Annotated in this window: 17 protein-coding genes; 11 read left to right on the top strand and 6 right to left on the bottom strand. The window is 72.3% G+C overall.

The features are described 5' to 3' along the window. From iolB to mmsA, 3 genes are read left to right on the top strand one after another with little or no spacing between them, the layout of a single operon-like run. Nucleotides 1–840 carry a 5-deoxy-glucuronate isomerase gene (iolB, locus tag ACZ4AA_RS03175; protein WP_467594327.1) on the top strand — a complete coding sequence of 280 codons (840 nt, stop codon included), beginning with the start codon at nt 1–3 and terminating at the stop codon, nt 838–840. After that, a complete protein-coding gene (gene iolD / locus ACZ4AA_RS03170) occupies nt 837–2,753 on the top strand; it encodes a 3D-(3,5/4)-trihydroxycyclohexane-1,2-dione acylhydrolase (decyclizing) (RefSeq protein WP_467594324.1) in 1,917 nt (638 codons plus the stop codon). The genes iolB and iolD overlap by 4 nt, the downstream gene beginning before the upstream one ends. Before the next feature lie 14 nt (nt 2,754–2,767). Further along, complete coding sequence (gene mmsA, locus ACZ4AA_RS03165) at nt 2,768–4,270, top strand: CoA-acylating methylmalonate-semialdehyde dehydrogenase (RefSeq protein ID WP_467594320.1); 1,503 nt, start codon at nt 2,768–2,770, stop codon at nt 4,268–4,270. A 64-nt stretch (nt 4,271–4,334) separates the two neighbouring features. Here mmsA and ACZ4AA_RS03160 read toward each other — a convergent pair whose 3' ends face one another. After that, nucleotides 4,335–5,180: an SCO4651 family lipoprotein gene (locus ACZ4AA_RS03160; RefSeq protein WP_467594317.1), complete on the bottom strand. Its 846-nt coding sequence runs from the start codon at nt 5,178–5,180 to the stop codon at nt 4,335–4,337. 426 nt (nt 5,181–5,606) lie between these two features. On the opposite strand from ACZ4AA_RS03160, the gene ACZ4AA_RS03155 reads away from it, so the two are divergent. Further along, on the top strand, nt 5,607–7,016 hold the full coding sequence (locus ACZ4AA_RS03155; protein ID WP_467594313.1) for an APC family permease: 1,410 nt from the start codon (nt 5,607–5,609) through the stop codon (nt 7,014–7,016). A gap of 43 nt (nt 7,017–7,059) precedes the next feature. On the opposite strand, the gene ACZ4AA_RS03150 is transcribed toward ACZ4AA_RS03155, so the two are convergent. After that, nucleotides 7,060–7,470, bottom strand: coding sequence for a GNAT family N-acetyltransferase (locus tag ACZ4AA_RS03150; RefSeq protein WP_467594310.1), 411 nt, complete (start codon nt 7,468–7,470; stop codon nt 7,060–7,062). A gap of 116 nt (nt 7,471–7,586) precedes the next feature. Here ACZ4AA_RS03150 and ACZ4AA_RS03145 point away from each other — a divergent pair, with 116 nt between their 5' ends. The 3 genes from ACZ4AA_RS03145 to ACZ4AA_RS03135 all read left to right on the top strand — a co-directional run bounded on the left by ACZ4AA_RS03145 (nt 7,587) and on the right by ACZ4AA_RS03135 (nt 12,916). Then, nucleotides 7,587–10,271 (top strand): alpha/beta fold hydrolase, encoded by a 2,685-nt coding sequence (locus ACZ4AA_RS03145; protein WP_467594307.1) that lies wholly within the window; start codon nt 7,587–7,589, stop codon nt 10,269–10,271. Beyond that, nucleotides 10,268–11,131, top strand: a complete 864-nt coding sequence (locus tag ACZ4AA_RS03140) for an ABC transporter permease (RefSeq protein ID WP_467594304.1) — start codon at nt 10,268–10,270, stop codon at nt 11,129–11,131. Before ACZ4AA_RS03145 ends, ACZ4AA_RS03140 begins: the two co-directional genes overlap by 4 nt. 153 nt (nt 11,132–11,284) lie before the next feature. Then, a complete protein-coding gene (locus tag ACZ4AA_RS03135) occupies nt 11,285–12,916 on the top strand; it encodes a vWA domain-containing protein (RefSeq protein WP_467594301.1) in 1,632 nt (543 codons plus the stop codon). A 106-nt stretch (nt 12,917–13,022) separates the two neighbouring features. Here ACZ4AA_RS03135 and ACZ4AA_RS03130 read toward each other — a convergent pair whose 3' ends face one another. After that, the gene (locus ACZ4AA_RS03130; RefSeq protein WP_467594298.1) at nt 13,023–13,430 is read right to left on the bottom strand and encodes a rodlin; all 408 of its coding nucleotides are present in this window, start codon (nt 13,428–13,430) and stop codon (nt 13,023–13,025) included. A gap of 200 nt (nt 13,431–13,630) precedes the next feature. Next, nucleotides 13,631–14,041, bottom strand: coding sequence for a rodlin (locus ACZ4AA_RS03125; RefSeq protein WP_467594295.1), 411 nt, complete (start codon nt 14,039–14,041; stop codon nt 13,631–13,633). Between the two features lie 251 nt (nt 14,042–14,292). On the opposite strand from ACZ4AA_RS03125, the gene ACZ4AA_RS03120 reads away from it, so the two are divergent. From ACZ4AA_RS03120 to ACZ4AA_RS03110, 3 genes are all read left to right on the top strand, one after another. Then, nucleotides 14,293–14,706, top strand: a complete 414-nt coding sequence (locus ACZ4AA_RS03120; protein WP_467594292.1) for a rodlin — start codon at nt 14,293–14,295, stop codon at nt 14,704–14,706. A 315-nt stretch (nt 14,707–15,021) separates the two neighbouring features. After that, nucleotides 15,022–15,279 carry a chaplin gene (locus ACZ4AA_RS03115; RefSeq protein WP_467594289.1) on the top strand — a complete coding sequence of 86 codons (258 nt, stop codon included), beginning with the start codon at nt 15,022–15,024 and terminating at the stop codon, nt 15,277–15,279. Nucleotides 15,280–15,385: 106 nt separating this feature from the next. After that, a complete protein-coding gene (locus tag ACZ4AA_RS03110) occupies nt 15,386–16,522 on the top strand; it encodes a chaplin (protein ID WP_467594285.1) in 1,137 nt (378 codons plus the stop codon). Between the two features lie 328 nt (nt 16,523–16,850). Here ACZ4AA_RS03110 and ACZ4AA_RS03105 read toward each other — a convergent pair whose 3' ends face one another. Further along, nucleotides 16,851–18,128, bottom strand: a complete 1,278-nt coding sequence (locus ACZ4AA_RS03105) for an NAD(P)-binding domain-containing protein (protein ID WP_467594282.1) — start codon at nt 18,126–18,128, stop codon at nt 16,851–16,853. Then, the gene (locus ACZ4AA_RS03100) at nt 18,128–19,783 is read right to left on the bottom strand and encodes a carboxylate--amine ligase (RefSeq protein ID WP_467594279.1); all 1,656 of its coding nucleotides are present in this window, start codon (nt 19,781–19,783) and stop codon (nt 18,128–18,130) included. Before ACZ4AA_RS03100 ends, ACZ4AA_RS03105 begins: the two co-directional genes overlap by 1 nt. 167 nt (nt 19,784–19,950) lie before the next feature. Between ACZ4AA_RS03100 and ACZ4AA_RS03095 the strand changes: the two genes are divergently transcribed. Continuing rightward, nucleotides 19,951–21,619, top strand: a 1,669-nt coding sequence (locus ACZ4AA_RS03095; RefSeq protein WP_467594275.1) for a glycoside hydrolase family 26 protein, incomplete at its 3' end; no start/stop codon positions are given.

The following is a 21,619-nucleotide window of genomic DNA, read 5'->3' as shown; positions in this document are numbered from 1 at the left end:
ATGAGACGTCCGGACAGCGGGCTGTACGTGCCCAGAGGCAGCGCCTCCGACGCCCACTACGCCCTCGACATCGACCCCGAACGGGCCGGCTGGACCCACAGCAGCCTGCGCGTCGTGGAGCTGGCCCCCGGCGGCACCCACACGTTCACCACCGGGGACAGCGAATGGATCGTGCTCCCGCTCGGAGGCGGCTGCACGGTGCGCACCAAGGACGGAACGGAAGAGGAGGAGTTCCAACTCCTGGGCAGGCGGAGCGTGTTCGACGGAGTCTCCGACTTCGCGTACGTTCCCCGTGAGGCCCGGGCCCAGATCGCCTCCGGCGCGGGAGGCCGCTTCGCCCTGGCAGGAGCGAAGTGCGAGCGCCGACTCCCCGCCCGCTACGGCCCCGCGCCGGAGGTTCCCGTCGAGGCCCGCGGCAGCGGCGACTGCGCCCGCGAGGTGCGCAATTTCGCCGCCGCCGACGTCTTCGCGTGCGACCGGCTCATCGCCGTGGAGGTCCTCACCCCCGGCGGCAACTGGTCCTCGTATCCGCCGCACAAGCACGACGAACACCTGCCCGGCGTCGAGTCCCGGCTGGAGGAGATCTACTACTTCGAGATCGAGGGGCCGGACGGGTTCGGCTACCAGCGCGTCTTCCCCTCCCGCGAGGGCGGAGCGGACGTCCTCGCCGAGGTCCGCACCGGAGATGCCGTCCTCGTCCCCGACGGCTGGCACGGTCCGTCCATCGCCCAGCCCGGACACGCCATGTACTACCTGAACGTGATGGCCGGGCCGGGGGACCGGGAGTGGCGGATCCGCTTCCACCCGGACCACGCGAACGGCACGGGGGGATACCGATGACCTCGACGACGAGGCTGACCGTCGCGCAGGCGCTGGTGCGGTTCCTGGCCGCGCAGTACACCGAACGGGACGGCGCCCGGCGCCGGCTGATCGGCGCCATGTGGGGCATCTTCGGCCACGGGAACGTCGCGGGCATCGGCCAGGCGCTCCTCGAACATGCCACCGTGCCCGGTGGGGGCACCCCCTCCGAGGCCCCGGCGATGCCGTTCCACCAGGGGCGCAACGAACAGGCCATGGTGCATGCGGCCGTCGGCTACGCGCGCCAGTGCGGCCGGCTCTCCGCCCACGCCGTGACCACCTCCATCGGGCCCGGTGCCACCAACCTCGTCACCGGCGCCGCCCTCGCCACCGTCAACCATCTGCCGGTGCTGCTCCTGCCCGGCGACGTCTTCGCGGCCCGCCCCGCCGACCCGGTGCTCCAGCAGCTGGAGGTCCCCTTCGCCGGGGACGTGTCGGTCAACGACTGTCTGCGCCCGGTGTCGCGGTACTTCGACCGCGTCACCCGCCCGGAGGCCCTGATCCCGGCGGCCCTCCAGGCGATGCGCGTGCTCACCGACCCGGTCGAGACCGGCGCCGTCACGCTCGCGCTGCCTCAGGACGTCCAGGCGGAGGCGTACGACTGGCCCGAGGAGTTCTTCGCCGAACGGACCTGGCACGTACGGCGCCCGGCGCCCGACCCCGGCGAGCTGGCCCGCGCCGTCGAGGCGGTCCGCGGGGCCAGGCGTCCGCTGGTCGTCGCGGGCGGCGGTGTGCACCACAGCCGTGCCGAGGAGGCACTCGCCGACTTCGCCTCGGCCACCCGTATCCCCGTCGCCTGCACCCAGGCCGGCAAGGGCTCGCTGCGCTGGGACCACCCGCAGGACGTCGGCGGCATCGGCCACACCGGCACGGCGACCGCCGACGGACTCGCCCGCACCGCCGACCTGGTGATCGGCGTCGGCACCCGCTACACCGACTTCACCACCGCCTCGGGCACGCTGTTCGCGGCCCCGGGCGTCCGCTTCCTCAACCTCAGCATCGCTCCGCACGACGGCCACAAGCTCGCCGGCATGCCGCTGATCGCCGACGCGCGCACCGCTCTGAGCGCGCTCACCGAGGCTCTGCTCACCGGCCGGCACCGAGCGGAGCCCGCGTACGTCACGGGGTACACGGAGGACAAGGAGCGCTGGGAGCACCGGGTCGACGCGGCCTACGAGGCGGAGGACATCGACGCTCCGCCCACCCAGCCGCAGGTCCTCGGCGCCCTGGACGAGCTGGTCACCGAGGACGACATCCTGATCAACGCGGCCGGCTCGCTCCCCGGCGACCTGCACAAACTGTGGCGGGCGCGGTCGCGGGACCAGTACCACGTCGAGTACGGCTACTCCTGCATGGGCTACGAGATCCCGGCGGCGATCGGTGTGCGGATGGCGGCGCCCGGCCGGCCGGTGTGGGCGCTGGTCGGCGACGGCACGTATCTGATGATGCCCACCGAGATCGTCACCGCCGTCCAGGAGGGCGTCGCGATCAAGGTGGTCCTCCTCCAGAACCACGGGTACGCGTCCATCGGCGGGCTCTCGGAGTCCGTGGGCGGCGAGCGCTACGGCACGGCGTACCGCCGTCTGGCCGCGGACCGTACGTACACGGGAGTGCCGCTGCCGGTGGATCTGGCGGCCAACGCGGCCAGTCTGGGCATGCGTGTCCTGCGCGCGGGGACCGTGCGTGAACTGCGGGCGGCCCTGGCCGAGGCGCGTGAGGCGGACACTCCCACTTGTGTCTACGTGGAGACCGAAACGGCAGACACAGTGTCGGGCGCGCCCCCGGCCCAGGCCTGGTGGGATGTACCTGTGGCCGAGACCGCGACCCGAGAGTCGGCGGTCAGGGCCCGTGAGCAGTACGACCGGCACGTCGCCGCCCGACGCCGCCATCTGTGAAGGAGTAATTGGCCATGACGAAGACCGTCGACCACTGGATCGGTGGCAAGTCCGTCGAAGGTGCCTCGGGTGCGTACGGGCCGGTCACCGACCCGGCGACCGGCGCCGTGACCACGAGGGTCGCGTTCGCGAGTGTCGAGGAGGTCGACGCCGCGGTCGCCGCCGCGAAGGACGCGTACGCCACCTGGGGGACCTCGTCGCTGGCCAGGCGCACCACGATCCTGTTCAAGTTCCGTGCGCTGCTCGACGCCCACCGCGACGAGATCGCCGCGCTGATCACCGCCGAGCACGGCAAGGTGCACTCGGACGCGCTCGGTGAGGTCGCCCGCGGTCTGGAGATCGTCGAGCTGGCCTGCGGTATCACGACGCAGCTGAAGGGCGAGCTGTCGACCGAGGTGGCCTCCCGGGTCGACGTGTCCTCGATCCGCCAGTCGCTGGGTGTCGTCGCGGGCATCACGCCGTTCAACTTCCCGGCCATGGTCCCGATGTGGATGTTCCCGATCGCCATCGCCTGCGGCAACACCTTCGTCCTCAAGCCGTCGGAGAAGGACCCGTCGGCCGCCATGAAGCTGGCCGAGCTGCTGGCCGAGGCCGGTCTGCCCGACGGCGTCTTCAACGTCGTGCACGGTGACAAGGTGGCCGTCGACCGCCTCCTGGAGCACCCGGACGTCAAGGCGGTGTCCTTCGTCGGCTCGACCCCGATCGCCCGCTACATCCACACCACCGCCGCCGCGAACCACAAGCGGGTCCAGGCCCTGGGCGGCGCCAAGAACCACATGCTGGTGCTGCCGGACGCCGACCTGGACGCCGCGGCCGACGCCGCCGTCTCGGCCGCGTACGGCTCGGCCGGCGAGCGCTGCATGGCGATCTCCGCGGTCGTGGCGGTCGGCTCCGTCGGCGACGAGCTGGTGGCCAAGATCCGCGAGCGCGCCGAGAAGATCAAGATCGGTCCCGGCAACGACCCGGCCTCGGAGATGGGCCCGCTCATCACGGCCGTCCACCGCGACAAGGTGGCCTCGTACGTGAAGGGCGCCGCCGACCAGGGCTGCGAGGTCGTCCTCGACGGCACGGGCTACACGGTCGAGGGCTACGAGGACGGCCACTGGATCGGCCTCTCGCTCCTCGACCGGGTGCCGGTGACGGCGGACGCGTACAAGGACGAGATCTTCGGTCCGGTGCTGTGCGTGCTGCGCGTGGACACCTACGACGAGGGCGTGGCGCTGATCAACGCGTCCCCCTTCGGCAACGGCACCGCGATCTTCACCCGCGACGGCGGCGCCGCCCGGCGCTTCCAGCTGGAGATCGAGGCGGGCATGGTCGGCGTGAACGTGCCGATCCCGGTGCCGGTGGGCTACCACTCCTTCGGCGGCTGGAAGGACTCCCTCTTCGGGGACCACCACATCTACGGCAACGACGGCACGCACTTCTACACCCGCGGCAAGGTCGTCACCACCCGCTGGCCGGACCCGTCCGAGGCGCCCACAGGCGTCGACCTGGGCTTCCCGCGCAACCACTGAGGCCCTCGGGCCCACCGGTGCCCCGTCCCTCGCCGCGAGGGACGGGGCACCGTCGTGCGCGGGCCTACCGCTGTCGCGCCGCGGCCTTCTTCAGGAGCTCGGTGACATCACCTGTCTGTGCGGCGGGCGGGGCCTTCACATCGGCGGTGGCACCGAACCTCTCGAAGTCCATGGTCACCGTCATGGTGCCGAGCACCTCCTTGAAGCGGACCGGCAGGTCCTCGGGGCCGACCCAGACGTCCATGGTGACCGTGTCGACGGTGCCGGCCACCGAGCCGAAGACCGTGTCGTTCCCGCCCGCGAGGGTGTCCTTGACCTTGCCCAGCCGGTTCTTGTCGATCACGGCCCGGTAGTGGGTCGTGGTCTTCCCGTCGACGGTCTCCTTGCCGAGGTCCTCGACGTCGTTCGCGTACTTCAGGCTCTTCATGCCGGACACCGGGCTGCCGGCGCCCGAGTCCCCGCGCACCGCCTCGGCGCCCGCCCTGCCGAAGACGGCCGACCCGTCGACCTTCATCCACTCCTTGCCCTTGAGCGGGCCGGAGGGCTGCGGGTCGATGTCGTAGTAGTAGGCGCCGTCCACGAAGAGCGCGTGGATCGAGGGGTCGTGCGTCAGCGTCTCCATCTGCGCGGCCCTGGTGTCCAGGTGGACGTCGTACGCGTAGCCGTGGCCCCAGGAGTAGGTGCCCTCCATGGCAATGGGGGCGCCGCCGTTGATCGTGGTGGTCATCTTGACCTCGGCGGAGCCCAGGGACTCCGTCCGGTCGGTGGCCCGCCCCAGCACCGCCATGATCGTGTCGGCGTGACTGACCGCCTGAGCGGCCTGCTTCGTCGTCTCCGCACCGCATCCGGCCGTCCCGGCCAGCGCCGCCGCGGCCACCCCCGCCCAGACCACGCCCCGCTTGTACCGCATGTTCCCCACCCCTGTCCGTGCTTCGTCCCTGCCCCAGGACTCTAGTGGGAGGGACTGACATGTCCATGCATTTACCGCGTCCGGAATGCGGACCAATTCCGGTGACTTTCGGGACGCCGGCTGCGGTTCTCGTGACACGGTGACGAAACGGGTAGTGCAGGTGCAGTGCCTTGGTTCCCTTTGAAAGCAAGGTCACGGTCTGTCGCGTATTGATGATTGCAACAGGATGGCGTTGCCGCCTGGGAAAGTTATGTGACGTGCATCGCTTCGCACCTGCGGATTCCGTAGGTAAACGGCCATTGACGCAACGGTTTCCGTCAAGGTTCCATCAGCGCGGGAGCGGACGAGAACGAAGTACGACGCGAGCCGCCGGAGGCGATAGCGCTCCCGCCCGAACCTCAGATGCACGTTGATCGGAAACGCTTCATGACCGACACGCTCCGCCCCGTCGAGACCGCCGTCCCGGTCGCCGCCCCAACGGCGACCGGGAACCCGAAGACGCTCAAGCGTTCCATCGGCGTCGTCGGCGGCACCCTGCTGACGCTGTCCTGCGTGACCCCGGCCTCGACGCTGTTCGTGGTCATACCCGACCTCTTCGGTTCACTCGGCACCGCGACCGCCCTCACGATCGCGATCGGCTCGCTGCTCTGCATCGCCGTGGCGTTCTGCTACTCGGAGCTGGGCACCCTCATCCCCAGCGCCGGCGGCGAGTACGCCATGGTCTCCACGATGGCCGGACGGCTCGCGGGCTGGCTCGTCTTCGTGATGTCGCTGCTGGTGGTCATGATCGTCCCGCCGGTGATCGCCATCGGCACCGCCGACTACCTCGCCCCGCTGGTGCACCTCGACCCGGCGATGACCGGCGCGGGCGTGATGCTCCTCGCCACCGTCGCGGGCCTGCTCGACCTGCGCGCCAACGCCTGGATCACCGGCATCTTCCTGGTCCTGGAGGTCATCGCGGCCGGCGTCGTGGCCCTGCTCGGCTTCACCCACGCCCACCGCGGCCTCGGCAGCCTCACCTCCATGCAGGTCGCCGGGACCGGCGCGCACACCGACCCCGTGACGGCCATGCTCGTCATCTCCGGGCTCGCCATCGCCCTCTTCGCCACCCAGGGCTTCTCCACCGCCGTCTACCTCTCCGAGGAACTGGAGAACCCGCGGCGCAACGTCGCCCGCACGGTGCTGGCCACCCTCGCCATCTCCACGGTCGTCATCCTCGTCCCGGTCGTCGCCATCACCATGGGCGCCTCCGACCTCAAGGAGCTCACCGGCGGCGACATCAGCAGCATGGTCACGGCCTGGTCCAACTCGGCCGTCGGCACCTTCGTCAGCCTCTGCGTCGCCCTCGCGATCATCAACGCGGGCATCGTCATGGTCATCCAGAACTCGCGCGTCCTGTTCGCCTCGGCCCGTGACAAGGCATGGCCCGAGCCGGTCAACAACGGCCTGTCCAGGCTCGGCCGGTTCGGCTCCCCCTGGGTCGCCACCCTGCTGGTCGGCGTCCCCGGCGCGGCCCTCTGCTTCGTCAACCTCGACACCCTGTACGGCGTCACCGGCGTGGCCGTCACCGCCATGTACCTGCTCGTCGCCGTCGCCGCCCTGCTCGCCCGGCGCGGCCAGCACCGCCACACCCCCGCCTGGCGGATGCCGCTGTGGCCCGCGATGCCGATCCTGCTGATCGTCGTCCTCGCCTACGTCCTCACCCAGCAGGAGACGCAGTACCTGCTGTGGACCGGCGGCATCACCGCCGTCGCCACCCTGTACTGGGCCTTCTACCTGCGCCCGCGCCGCGACACCCGCTGGCTGGTGTCGATCCCGGAGGACGCGCAGGTCTGACCGGACCGGGCCACCCCGGCGCCCCCCGCCTCCCCGCGGAGCGTCAGCCGAAGTCCCACGTCACCACCGTGCACATCCCGTCGTCCTTGCCACCCGCGCTGCGGTACGTGGCAAGGGCGACGTCGTTCCCGGCGTCCACCCCCACCCACATCCCGTAACAGCCGCGTTCCCGGGCCAGGGCCGCGAGTCCGCCGATCAGCGCCCGCCCGATGCCCCGCCGCCGGAACGCCTCCGCCACCGCCAGTTCGTACAGGAACATCTCGGCGCCCTTGTCCGGGTGGACCGTCTCCACACCGCTGACGAACCCCACCGGCACCTCGCCCTCGTAGGCCAGGAACAGATGGTGACCCTGCGCCTCCAGGAACCGCCGGGCCCACTCGGGACGCACGGGGTGGTCGAAGAGGTACTCGGCGGCGGTCAGTTCCCGGACGGTGGCGGCGCGGCGCAGCTCCATGGGCGCTTCGTACCACGGACGCGGTACACGCGGCACCCGCCGTACTCCCGTGGGAGGGGTGCCGGTTCAGCCCGGCGGCTGCCCCCGTTGTCGGTGCCCGCCCGTACCGTTGAGGCATGGATCTTCGACTGCCCCGGCCGCGTGGGCCGCGCCGGGGGCACCTCCCCGCCCGCACGACGGCGCGAGCCCGCGGGAGATGGGCGGCCGGCGCCGCGGCCCTCGTCGTGCTCGCCGGCGCGGGCACCTGGACGGCCGTCGCCTCCGACGACACGCCCGCCGTGCACCGCGCCGACAGCGTCATGACCATGGACGGAGTGCGGCTCGACACCTCGTACTTCACCGCGGGACCCGCCACACGGCGCCGCCCCGCCGTCCTGCTCGCGCACGGCTTCGGCGGCAGCAAGGCCGACGTCCGCGACGAGGCGGAGAAACTCGCCCGCGACGGATACGCCGTCCTGACCTGGTCGGCCCGCGGCTTCGGCAGGTCCACCGGCCGGATCGGGCTGAACGACCCCAAGGGCGAGGTCGCCGACGTCTCCCGGCTCGTCGACTGGCTCGCCCGGCGCCCCGAGGTCCGGCTGGACGGGAGCGGCGACCCCCGCGTCGGCGTCGCGGGCGCCTCGTACGGAGGGGCACTCTCCCTGCTGGCCGCAGCGAACGACCCGCGCGTTGACGCCATCGCCCCCTCGATCACGTACTGGAACCTCGCGGACGCCCTGTTCCCGAACGGCGTGTTCAAGAAGCTCTGGGCGGGCATCTTCATCAACTCCGGCGGAGGCTGCGCCCACTTCGAGCCCGAGCTGTGCGCGATGTACAACCGGGTCGCGGAGTCCGGGAAGCCGGACGCGGCGGCGGTGAAGCTGCTGGAGGAGCGCAGCCCCTCCGCCGTCGGCGACCGCGTCAAGGTCCCCACCCTCATCACCCAGGGCCAGTCCGACTCCCTCTTCCCGCTCGGCCAGGCCGACGCGATGGCCAGGGCGATCAAGGCCAACGGCGCTCCCGTCGACGTCGACTGGATCGCGGGCGGACACGACGGCGGCGACATGGAGAGCGACCGCGTCACCTCCCGCGTCGTCTCGTGGTTCGACCACTACCTCAAGGACGACAAGAACGCCTCCACCGGCCCCGCCTTCCGCGTCACCCGCACCGGAGGCGTCGACTCCACCGACGGCGCCGTCCTGCTGCGCGGCGCGAGCGCGGACACCTACCCAGGACTGGACAGCGGCCGCCGCACCGTCGCGCTGAGCGGCCGCGAGCAGAGCTTCCAGAACCCGGCGGGCGCCAGCCCGCCCGCCATCTCCGCCCTGCCGGGACTCGGCGGCTCAGGCGGCCTCTCCCAGCTCTCCAGTCTCGGTGTCGGCGTCTCCCTCGACTTCCCCGGCCAGTACGCCCGCTTCCAGTCCGCGCCCCTGCGCGACGACCTGCGGATCACCGGCTCGCCGACCGTCACCGTGCACGTCCGCTCCAGCACCGACGACGCCGTCCTCTTCGCGAAGGTGTACGACGTCGGCCCCGGCGGCACCCAGCAGGTCCTGCCCTCCCAGCTCGTCACCCCGGTCCGCGTCGAGGGCGCGAAGAAGGGCAAGGACGTCACCCTCACGCTGCCCGCCATCGACCACGCGGTCCAGAAGGGCCACCGGCTGCGCCTGGTCCTGGCCTCGACCGACCTCGGCTACGCCTCCCCGGCCGCCCCGGCCACGTACACCGTGTCGCTGCGGAGCGGGAGCCTCCAGGTGCCCACGGCCCCCGCCGTGAAGACCGCCGCCACGCCACTGCCCTCCTGGGTGTGGTGGCTGCCCCTCGCCGGAGCGCTCGCCGCCCTCGCCCTGCTGGTGACCGGCCGCCGCCGCACGAGCGCCCCGGCCCCCGACCCCGAACGCGCCGACGTCCCCCTCCAGATCACCGGCCTCAGCAAGCGCTACGCCAAGTCCGCCGACCGGTACGCGGTCCAGGACCTGTCCTTCCGGGTGGAGAAGGGCCAGGTCCTCGGACTGCTCGGGCCCAACGGCGCGGGCAAGACCACCACCCTGCGCATGCTCATGGGCCTCATCACCCCCGACGCCGGCGAGATCCATGTCTTCGGGCACGCGATCCGGCCCGGCGCGCCCGTCCTCTCCCGCGTCGGGGCGTTCGTCGAGGGCGCGGGCTTCCTCCCGCACCTGACCGGCCGGGAGAACCTGGAGCTGTACTGGCAGGCCACCGGCCGGCCCCCCGAGGCCGCCCACCTGGAGGAGGCACTGGAGATCGCCGGCCTCGGCGACGCCCTCGCCCGCGCGGTGCGCACCTACTCCCAGGGCATGCGCCAGCGCCTCGCCATCGCCCAGGCCATGCTCGGCCTCCCGGACCTGCTCATCCTCGACGAACCCACCAACGGCCTCGACCCGCCGCAGATCCGCGAGATGCGCCAGGTGATGATCCGCTACGCCGCGGCCGGCCGCACGGTCATCGTCTCCAGCCATCTCCTCGCCGAGGTCGAGCAGTCCTGCACCCACCTCGTGGTCATGGACCGCGGCAGGCTCGTCCAGGCAGGACCGGTGGCCGAGATCATCGGCTCCGGCGACACCCTGCTCGTCGGCACCGGGGCACCTCTCGACGCGCCGGTCGTCGAGAAGGTGGACGCACTGCCCGGCGTGCTCTCGGCCGTCGCGACCGAGGACGGACTCCTGGTCCGCCTCGACCCCGGCGGCAGCGCGCAACGCCTGGTCGTGGAACTCGTACGCCTCGAAGTGCCGGTGACGTCGGTGGGACCCCACCGCCGTCTGGAAGACGCGTTCCTCACCCTGATCGGAGGCTCCGCATGAGCACGCTCCTGGAGCGGACCGGGACGGCCGACGGGTACCGGGCGCGCCGCACCCTGCCGCTGCGCGTCGAACTCGTCCGCCAGCTCAAGCGCCGCCGCACCCTGGTGATGGGCGCGGTCCTCACGGCCCTGCCCTTCGTCCTGCTCGTCGCGTTCGCGATCGGCGGGCAGCCCGGCGGACGCAACGACCGGATCACCCTGATGGACACCGCCACCGCCTCCGGCGCCAACTTCGCCGCGGTGAACCTGTTCGTGTCGGCGGGCTTCCTCCTGGTGATCCCGGTCGCGCTGTTCTGCGGCGACACCGTCGCCTCCGAGGCGAGCTGGTCCTCCCTGCGCTATCTGCTGGCGGCACCCGTGCCCAGAGCCCGACTGCTGTGGTCCAAACTCACCGTCGCGCTCGGACTCAGCCTCGCGGCCATGGTCCTGCTGCCGGTCGTCGCGCTGGCCGTCGGCACCGCCGCCTACGGCTGGGGCCCGCTGGAGATCCCCACCGGCGGCGCGCTGGCCGCCGGCACCGCCGCCCAGCGGCTGCTCGCCGTGATCGCGTACATCTTCGTGTCCCAACTGGTCACCGCGGGGCTCGCTTTCTGGCTGTCGACGAAGACGGACGCACCGCTCGGCGCGGTCGGCGGCGCGGTCGGCCTGACCATCGTGGGCAACGTCCTGGACGCCGTCACCGCCCTCGGCCACTGGCGCGACTTCCTGCCCGCCCACTGGCAGTTCGCCTGGGCCGACGCCATCCAGCCGACACCGCAGTGGGACGGGATGATCCAGGGCGCCGCGATCTCCGTGACGTACGCGCTCGTCCTGTTCGCCCTGGCCTTCCGCGGCTTCCGGCGCAAGGACATCGTGTCGTAGGTCTCCGGAAGATCACCCACCGGTCTCGGCGGCACCTCACCGTGGCCGCTTCGCAATCCTTCCGCAACACATCCGAGCGCACATCACGGCCCCCTCGGCCGTCACAGTCACACAGGTCGGCCCACACAAGGGCCGTACGCCGAGGGGGTACGGATGGGGATCAAGCACCTACGGAAGGCGGCCGGCGCGGGCCGCCCGCACGGCGGCACGCGGACGACCGCCCACCGCAGGGCCGCCGCCGCGCTGCTCGCCCTGCCGGTCGCGGGCGCGCTGCTGCTCACCGGATGCGGCGCGGGCGGCGGCGGCAACTCCACGGACGGCCCGGACAAGTCCGGCGGCCGCAACAACCTCCCGCTGCCGGCGCCCGCGCAGCCGACCGGCGGCGCGGCCGGACGCGATGCCGAGGGCGAGCGGTCGGACGCCCCGGACGTCCGGCCGTCGCCCGACTACCTCTCCACCTTCGCCCTCGACGTCGACACCGCGTCGTACGGCTATGCCCGGCGCACCCTCGCGAACAACCGGGTCCCCGACCCCGCGACGATCCGCCCCGAGGAATTCGTCAACAGCTTCCGCCAGGACTACCGACGGCCCGACGGTGACGGCTTCTCGGTGTCCGTCGACGGCGCCCGCACGGACGACGGACGCTGGTCCCTCGTCCGGGTCGGACTGGCCACCCGGCCCGCCGACAGCGAGCGCGAACGCCCGCCCGCCGCCCTCACCTTCGTCATCGACATCTCGGGTTCCATGGCGGAGCCGGGCCGCCTCGACCTGGCCCGGGAGTCCCTCGACGTCATGACGGACCGGCTGCGCGACGACGACTCGGTCGCCCTGGTCACCTTCAGCGACGAGGCCGAGACCGTGCTGCCGATGACCCGGCTCGGCGGCCATCGCGCCCGCGTCCACCGGGCGATCGGCGGCCTGGAGCCGACCGACTCGACCAACCTCGGAGCGGGCGTGCGGACCGGGTACGCGACCGCCGTCCACGGGCTGCGCGAGGGGGCCACCAACCGCGTCGTCCTGATCTCCGACGGCCTCGCCAACACCGGCGACACGGACGCGGACACCATTCTCGAACGGATCTCCGCCGCCCGTCGCGAGCACGGCATCACCCTGTTCGGCGTCGGTGTCGGCAGCGACTACGGCGACGCCCTCATGGAACGCCTCGCCGACAAGGGCGACGGCCACACGACGTACGTCGCCGGCCGCGACGACGCCTTCACCGTCTTCTGTGACCAGCTCCCGCAGAACATCGACCTCACCGCACGCGACGCCAAGGCGCAGGTCGCCTTCGACCCCGAGACGGTCGAACAGTTCCGGCTGATCGGCTACGACGACCGCAAGGTCGCCGACCAGGACTTCCGCGACGACAAGGTGGACGGCGGCGAGGTGGGCCCCGGCCACACGGTCACCGCCCTGTACGCCGTCCGCACCCGTCCCGGCGCCTCCGGACACCTGGCCACCGCGACCGTCCGCTGGCTCGACCCCGACTCCCGCGCCCCGCACGAGGAGACCGGCAGCCTGGAGACCGGCGACCTGAGCGACGGCGTCTGGAGTTCGCCGAACTCCTTCCAGGTCACCGCCGTGGCCGCCTACTTCGCCGACGCCCTGCACTCCGGCGACTCCCGCCGGCGTCCGCTGCCCGGGATCCCGTCGCTGGGCGAACTCGCCTCGCGGGCCCGCTCCCTGGCGGACGTGACCGAGGACAAGGACGTCTCGGCCCTCGCCACCGCGATCGGACAGGCCCGCGAACTGGACACCTGTGCGGAGGACTGCGTGGCCCGCTGACCTGCTGTGCGGAGGGCTGCGTGGCCCGCTGACCTGCTGTCACCCGCCGGGCACGCGAAAGCGGGCCGCTCCGAGGAGCGGCCCGCCTTCCTTGACGCGGAGGAGATCAGCCGCGGGTGGCGCCGTTGCCCGAGAGGACCGGGATGTTGTCCAGGATGTGCGAGAGCGGCTCGTCGCCCTTGGCCTGGGTGGAGTTCTCGGTGCACTGCTGGTTCTGCGGCGCGGACAGGATCGGCACGTCCTGGAGGCCGATCTGCGCCAGGCCGGCCACGTTCTGGAGGTTGAGCTTGGCCGGCAGGCCGACGCAGGGCTTGTTCAGCGAGCCCTGGACCAGCGAGAGCTGCGGGCTCATGTCGCCGAACGTGGCCTGGTTGCCGTACTTCTGGACGGCTCCGTTGCCGTTGACGGTGGTCACACCGTCGTCGTTGCCGATGGCCAGCGCCTGGGGCGCGGCGGCGGCCGCGACGCCGACGAGGGAAGCGGCGATGGCTGCGGTCGCCCAGAGCTTCTTCATGTTCGTATTGCCCTTTCGGAGAGCGGACTCCGAGCGGAGTCGCGCCATGATCAACAGTGCTGCGGAAGGTGTGGTTGCGGGGTGTCCCCCGAATGGCCCGGGAGACGTCCGGGCCGGCGCTCGCCGCCGCCGTCGAGGACGTGGCAGCGGCGGCGGCCCGCCGGTCGAACCGGCGGGCCGCCGCGCGCGGCGAGGGGGGATCAGCTGCGGGTGGCGCCGTTGCCCGAGAGGACCGGGATGTTGTCCAGGATGTGCGAGAGCGGCTCGTCGCCCTTGGCCTGGGTGGAGTTCTCGGTGCACTGTTGGTTCTGCGGCGCGGACAGGATCGGCACGTCCTGGAGGCCGATCTGCGCGGCGCCGAGGACGTTCTGGGCGTTGAGCTTGGCCGGCAGGCCGATGCAGGGCTTGTTCAGCGACCCCTGGATCAGGGCCATCTGCGGGCTCATGTTGCCGTACGTGGCCTGGTTGCCGTAGATCTGCGAGGCGGCGTTCCCGTTGGCGGTGGTGACACCCCCGTCGTTGCCGATGGCCAGCGCCTGGGGCGCGGCCGCAGCCGAGGCTCCGACGACGGAAGCGGCGATCGCCGCAGCGGCCATAACCTTCTTGATCACTTGCTGATCCCTTCTGGAGTAACCCCGTCCACCGGAGCGATCTGGACAACTGGCCCCGGGCCGCATGGTTGCTGCGATTCACCCCAATGGCCCATGTGAACGGCGTGGCGGGCAAATGCTCAGGCCATAGGTCCGGTGAATTCTGGAGGGTTCAGCGATCCGTTCGGGTGACGGTGAGCAACCAATCCCGTCGGCCCCGGTTGAAGGGGAGGCAGGAATACGCTTCACCCGCAGAAAAGGAACCCGGAGAAATGTTCAAGAAGGCAATGGCCATGGCCGCGATCGCGACGTCCGTCGTCGGTGTCTCGGCGGCGCTCGCCCCGCAGGCGCTGGCCATCGGCAACGACAACGGCGTCACCACGGTCAACGGGAACGGTGCCGAGCAGTCGTACGGCAACGCCCTGACCAAGGGCGACATGAGCCCCCAGCTCTCGCTCGCCCAGGGTTCCCTGAACAAGCTCTGCGTCGGTCTGCCGGCCAAGGTCAACGCCCAGAACGTCCTCGGCCTGCTGGCGCAGGTCGGCGCCCAGGACGTTCCGGTCCTGTCCGCGCCGCAGAACCAGCAGTGCGCCGAGAACTCCACCCAGGCCAAGGGCGACGAGCCGCTCTCGCACGTCGTGGACAACATCCCGGTCCTCTCGGGCAACGGCGCCGTCGGCGGCTGACCCTCGGTCCTGGGCCCGGGCCGCACGTCGGGTTCAGGCGGGCGGTCCGGGCCCAGGCGCGTCTTCCCGTCGTATATATGAATTCCAGTTCCGTCGTGTTGACATTCCCGCGCGGGGTGAAACGCTTCTTCTTCGGGAGGAGCGTTTCTCCTGTTGTGAAGCTTCCGTGCCGATTCCGGACGGGGCGATTCGAGTGAATTCCCGATGGGTGCGGGTTCCGCAGTTTCTTCGGCGGTCGGTCCCTCGTTTACAGCCTGGCAGGTCATGATGCGAGCCGCCCAAGTGAGCTCGCTCGGTTTCGGCCGACAAAGGGGCATGACCGCAGAGAAGGGAAAGCACGTGAAGCTCAAGAAGAGCGCTTCCGTCGTCGTCGGCGCCATCATGGCACTGGGCATGGCCGCCCCGGCCTTCGCGGACTCGGGTGCCGGTGGCGTCGCCGCCAACTCCCCCGGTGTCCTCTCGGGCAACGTGATCCAGGTTCCGATCCACATCCCCGTCAACGTGTGCGGCAACTCGGTCAACGTGCTCGCCCTGCTGAACCCGGCGATCGGCAACGGCTGCGCCAACCACTGACGTTCCGGCACTTCAGCCGCCTCCGGCTGTGCCACGGCCGGCCTTGGACCGCCTCGCGGACCCCAGGGCCGGCTTCCTCACTTCTCCCAGCAGGAAGACAACAAGAGTGCGACAGAACCTGAGTAGGGGAGTGGTCCTGGCCGCGGCTGCGACAGGCATCATGTCCCTGTACGCCAGTCCGGCCTTCGCGGACTCCCACTCGACCGCGACCGCTTCGGACTCACCCGGCGTGGCGTCGGGCAACAACGTCCAGGTTCCGGTGAACGTGCCGCTGAACGTCTGCGGCAACACGGTCGACGTCATCGCCGCCCTCAACCCGGCCTTCGGCAACTCCTGCGCCAACGGCCCGGTTTCGCAGGGCAGGCACACGGCGCCGCACCACCCCGTCCAGCACGACACCGGCTCCGCCCACCACCCCGGACGCGGCGCCGCTCACGGCGGCATCGACCACACGCGCGGCCCCGGCGGCCACCCCGGCGGCCACAGCACCGAGCACGGCGGCTACGGCGGCGACTCCGGCGGCCGGCACGCCGGTTACGGCGGTCACCCCGACGGCGGCTACGGCTCCGAGCACGGCGGCCACCCGGCCCGCGGCCACGGCGGCGAGAGCGGCTACGGCGGTGAACACGGTGGCTACGGCGACTCGGGCCACCACTCCGGCTACGGCGACTCGGGTCACGGTCCCTCCGGGTACGGCGACTCCGGGTACGGCGACTCCCGTCACGGTCACCCGGGTCATGTGAGCCAGGGGCACGGCGGCGCGGACGCCCACCACGGCGGCTGGAGCGGCGCCTCCTCCCACGGCGTGACGCACGGCTCGCCCGGTGTTCTCTCGGGCGACCAGGCCGGAGCCCCGATCGACATCCCCGTCGAGCTCTGCGGCAACTCCGCGGACGTGGTGGGTCTGCTGAACCCCGTGTTCGGCAACGGGTGCGCCCACCACCACACGCCCGACGGCCACGTGAAGACCCCGCACCACTGCACCCCGCCGGTGGCCCCTCCGCACACGCCCCCGCGGACGGTTCCGCAGCCGCCGAAGACGCGCACACCGCACACGCCCGTCGTGCACACCCCGCCCGTGCAGGTCCACGAGCAGCCTCCCGCGCCGCCCACGGCGCACACCCCGCCCACGCTGGCGGAGACCGGCAGTGAGGGAATGATCGCCAACGCCGCGATCAGTGCCGCCCTGCTGGCCGGCGGCAGCCTGCTGTACCGCCGGAGCCGGGCCGCTTCCCGCCCGTGACACCCCACTCCGGGTGCCGCCCGCGTCCACGCGCCCGGCACCCGGAGCTGGTCCGTCCACCCGGCCGGTGGTCGGCACTCGGGGCCGGTCGGTCTGTCCACCCGTGAGGCGTCCGGCCTCCGGAGCCGGGCCGCTTCCCGCCCGGTGTCCTGCACTCGCAGTCGGTTCGTCCGTCCGGCTGGTGGTCGGTACCCGGGGCTGGTCCGTAGACCCGCCTGGCGGTCGGCGCCCGGCGTCGGTCCGTCCACCCGTGAGGCGTCCGGCCCCCGGAGGCGGTCCGGGCATTCGCCCCGGCGTCGGGAACGCCGGGGCGGGTGCGTCGGCGGAGTCACCGGCCGGTGCCCGGCCCGGGGGCGGATTCCTGCCGGAGGACTCTTCCGGGCGCGGGGATCCGACCGTCGCCCGGGCCCGGACCCGTACGCAGCCGCCGCCGCACGCCGCGCACCAGGGTGTCGGCCGTGAAGCCCGCCCCTTGCACGAAGCGCATGGCCGGGCCGAAGGCGGAGGCGGTGATCAGGCCCGCCATGAAGAGTCCCGGCACCGACGACTCGAAGTCCCGCCCGAGCGCGGGAGAACCGTCCGGTAGGGCCGCCAGTCCCTCGCGCAGTTCGTCGTCCAGCAGGCCGAGCCGTTCGCCCCGGGCCCTGAACCCCGTGGCCGCGATGACATGGCAGGTCTCCAGACGGGCCCGTGTGCCGTCCCGGTCCACCGTTTCGAGCCGTACCCCGGTGGCCGAGCCGCGGGCCGACGCGACCTCGTGACCCGGCATCAGATCGACCGGCCCTTCGACGCGGTCGCGCAGCCACCAGGCACCCGCGGGGCCCAGCGCGTCGGCCGTGATCCGGACCCGGGTGGGTTCCGGGAGCCTGCGGAAGAGGCCGGGGTGCTCGGCGTAGAACCAGTTGCGCCAGCCGCAGCCCAGACCGCTGTGCGGGGCGCGGGCGGACCGCCACCACGGCCGCTCCCACGGGGGCGGCACGTCGTTCCAGGCCAGCCCGGGGGCGCGGGCCAGGACCCTGGTCCGGGTGCCCTGTTCGGCGAGCAGGGCGGCCGTCTCCAGGGCGGCCTGGCCGCCCCCGATCACCGTGACGTCCCGGCCCCGGAACCGGGAGAGGTCGCTGTGGTGGCTGCTGTGCGACACCAGCTCGGGACCCAGGCCGTTCAGCGCCGCCGGCATCTCGACGAAGGGCAGCACACCGACGGCCAGGGCGACCGTGCGGGCACGCAGCGTCTCCCCGTCGCCGGTCAGGACCTCGAAGGAGCCGGGGCGGGCCCGGACCCGGACGACCATGCGTTCGTCGACGCCGGGCACGGCGTTGCGGGCGAACCACAGGCCGTACGAGGCGAACATCTCGACCGGGATCGGCTCGCCGTGCCGGGCCGCCACACCCCGGCCCGCGCAGTACGTCTCCAGGCGCCGGCGGCCCGCGGGGTCGGAGAGACTGGACGCCCACGGCTCCGACTTCAGGAACATGCCGCGGGGCATGTGGTCACGCCAGGACGCCATCGGGCGGCCGAGGACGCGCAGGTTCAGCCCGGCGGCCGCCGCGTGGGAGGCGATGGACAGGCCGTAGGGTCCGGCTCCCACCACCAGGAGGTCGTACATCAGCAACTGCTCGCTCTCTCGTCGTCGGTGGCGGCGCGGGCCGGGGAGCCCGCCGGTGGGGCGGTCGGGCGGGCGGACACGGGCGCGGACACGGGGGCGGAAGCCGGGGTGGGCGTCCGGCCGGCGCGGGAACGCGGGCGGGGGCGGTCGGTGCCTGGCCCGGAGCGCGGTCGTACGAGGGCCTTCTCCCCGCCCCCGGCACCCGCTCTCCCCACCCCGCCCGCCGCCGTTCCGCCCGTTCCCGCTCCACCCGTCCCCGCTCCACTCGCCGTCGTTCCGCCCGTCCCCGTTCCGATCGCCGCAATGACGGTCGCAGCCGCAGCCGCACTCGCGGGCGCCGGAGCCCAGGGCGCCGCCTTCACCGGAGCCCCGGAAGCACTGGGAGCCCCGGAGGCACTGGGAGCCCCGGGAGCACCGGAAGCCCCAGAAGCGTCGGCGGTTATCCCGGTCGTCCTCGGTACGACGGCCCGTACACGCAGCACACGGCCGGCGCGCTGGGCCAGGCGCAGGGCCACATGGCGGGCCCACAGACCCCACAGCGCCCGTCCCGGCGCGCGGTCGTCCGGCGCGTGCCAGGCCAGTTCGCGCTCCGGGCCGCCGTGGCGCAGGGCGTGGAGCGGCGCGTAGTTCTCCACCACGAACACGCGGTCCGGCACGGGTGCGGGAGCGGGCAGCGGACGGTTCGTCAGGTCCAGATGCAGGGCGCGTACGACGTCCAGGCCCTCGGCGTCCTCGAAGAGCCGGAACTGGGCGCCAGGACGCGGGTTGAAGTCGAGCAGGTGGTAGCGGCCCGTCGTGTCGTCCCTGCGGAAGTCGAGGTCGAAGATGCCGCGGTAGCCGAGGGACCGGGTGAGCTGCCCGACGAGGTCCTCCAGCCGGGGGTTGGGCGTCCAGCGGCCCACCGTGGTCAGGCCCGCCCCGCGAGGCCAGGCGCCGTGCTTGCGGCCCGCGCCGCCGCCGTGCGTCACGCCCGCCCCGTCGACGTACCCGTGGAAGAACCAGTCGCGGTCGGGCCCCGGCGGCAGATAGGTCTGGAGCAGCAGCGGGCTGCCCGCCTCCGGGGTGCGCAGATACAGGGCCTCGGCCTCGCGCGCGGAGCGGACCAGCACCGTGCTGCGCAGGTTCCTCCCGGCCGGGATCAGCCAGGGCCGGCTCCACTTGGCCACCAGCGGCAGCCCCAGCTGCCAGGCCGCGGCGGCCGCCTGCGCCGGGCTCCGAGGGATCAGGGTCACCGGGTGGGGAACGCCCACGCGCTCGCATACGGCGGCCAGTTCGGCCTTGTCGGCGACGCGTTCGGCGAGACCGCGGGGCTGACGCGGCAGCAGGAACCCGGCGCAGGGTTCCCCGCCCGGAGCGTTCACCGCGAGGGCGCTCACGTCATCCAACGGGACCAGTACGGCGGGCCGGGAAACCCGGGCGGCCACTTGGCGCAACACCGCGGCGATGTCCGCGACGGACGAGCCGGGCGGCGGCGGAGGGTGCGTCTGGCTGACAAAGCGCGATCTGCGGACGGGACTTCCCTCGGAGTCGGCGACCAGGTGCACCTCCACACCGGCCCTGCCGAGTGAGCGCACGGCCCCCAGCGTTCCGTGGTGAAAGGGATTCGGGTCGATGCGCAGCAGCACGGCGGGGACCCGGTCGTCGAGTCGGTGCACGGGCTTCTCCTTCGGCATCGGGCGGGCTCCGTGACCGGGCGAGTCACCCCTGCGAGTGATCATCAGAACGGAAGGGCGGAACCCCGGTTGGCTGAATCGGAATTCATATGACTGAGTGTCAGTAATCGGAAGGTGAATCCGAGGACCAAGCAGGGAGAGGAGCAGGCATGGCCCCACAGCAGCAGCGGCCCCGGAGCGGAAGGCTGGCGTTCATCGCGGCCGGCATCGTCGCGTCGGTCGCCCTCACGTCCGGTCCGGTACACGCCGTGGGCGCCGGGGCGGTGGGCGCGGGTGATCTGCCGGCTCCGGCACCCGCGGCCGCGAAACCGCCCACGAACTCCTCCGCCGCCGGCGCCCGGGCCACGGGTGCGAGACCGGTCGCGGTGCCGGTGCAGGGTCCCACCGGGGCGTCGGCACCGGCCGCCGCCGCGTCCACGAGACCGGTCGCGGGCGGCGCCCCGTCCGCGAGACCGGTCGCGGGCGGCGCCCCTTCCACGCGGCCCGTCGGGGGCGGTACCGCGTCCACGCGGCCCGTGGCGGGCGGCACGAAGCCCGCGCGGCCCGCTGGACAGGGCCGCCCCGAGCGGCCGGCGTTCGGCGCCTACCTCGACTACGGTCCCGAGGGCATCGCCCGTATCGAGCAGCTCAGCGAGTGGCTGGGCGGTACCGAACTGCGGGTCGGACACACGTATCTGCCCGGCGACCGCTGGAGCAACATCGAGGGCGCTCCCGGATTCCTGGACGCCTGGGCGGACTGGCGCCGTCGGCAGGCCGACCGGATGCTCGTCCTCAACGTCCCGATGATGGAGCGCAACGAGGACGGCTTCTCCGACGGGCAGGTACGCCAACTGCTGCGCGAGGCCGAGACCGGCGCCTTCGACCACCATTTCCGCGCGCTCGCCGAGCGGCTCGTCGAGCTGAAGGTGCCCGACACCGTCATCGTGCTCGGCTGGGAGATGAACGGCATCACGTACACCCATCGCTGCGGTCCCGACCCGGAGGCCTGGAAGACGTACTGGAACAGGATCGTCACCACCATGCGGTCGGTGCCGGGCCAGAGGTTCCGGTTCGATTTCGCCCCGAACCGCGGCCGGGACGCCATTCCCTGGACCGAGTGCTATCCGGGGGACGGGACGGTCGACATCATCGGCATGGACGCGTACGACCAGCCGTCGGGACTCTCGTTCGACGAACAGGTGAAGGAGCCGTACGGGCTCCAGGAGCAGGTGGACTTCGCCAAGGCCCACGGCAAGTCGATCTCCTATCCCGAGTGGGGCCTCTACCGCAACGGCGACAACGCGACGTACATGAAGGACATGCTCGCGTGGATGGACCAGCACAAGGCGCTGTACAACACGCTCACGGACTACTGCCCGCACGGTGTGTGGCAGTGCCGGGACAACCCGCTGGCGGCCGAGGCCTACCGGGCCGCGCTGTCCCATCTCGCCGATCCGTCGGCCCCCGTTCCGACACCGACCCCGACACCCGAGCCGGTCTCGACCCCGACGCCCACACCCACACCGGCGGTCCCGACGCCGACGTCCGAACCGGCCTCGACGCCTGAACCGGTTCCGACTCCGGCCAAGACCCCGGTGTCGGAGCCGGTGTCCACACCGACCCCGACACCCAAGCCGGTCCCGAAGCCGGTCGAGACGCCGACGCACAAGCCGGTCCCGAAGCCGGTTCCCAAGCCGGTCGAGACCCCGACGCCCGAGCCGGTTCCGACCCCGGCCAAGACCTCGGTGTCGGAGCCGGTGTCCACACCGACCCCGACACCCAAGCCGGTCCCGAAGCCGGTCGAGACGCCGACGCACAAGCCGGTCCCGAAGCCGGTTC

This window comes from Streptomyces sp. NPDC024698 (assembly GCF_055559015.1).
The sequence above is the reverse complement of the archived record's forward strand: the minus strand, read 5'-3'. Positions and strand labels throughout refer to the sequence as shown.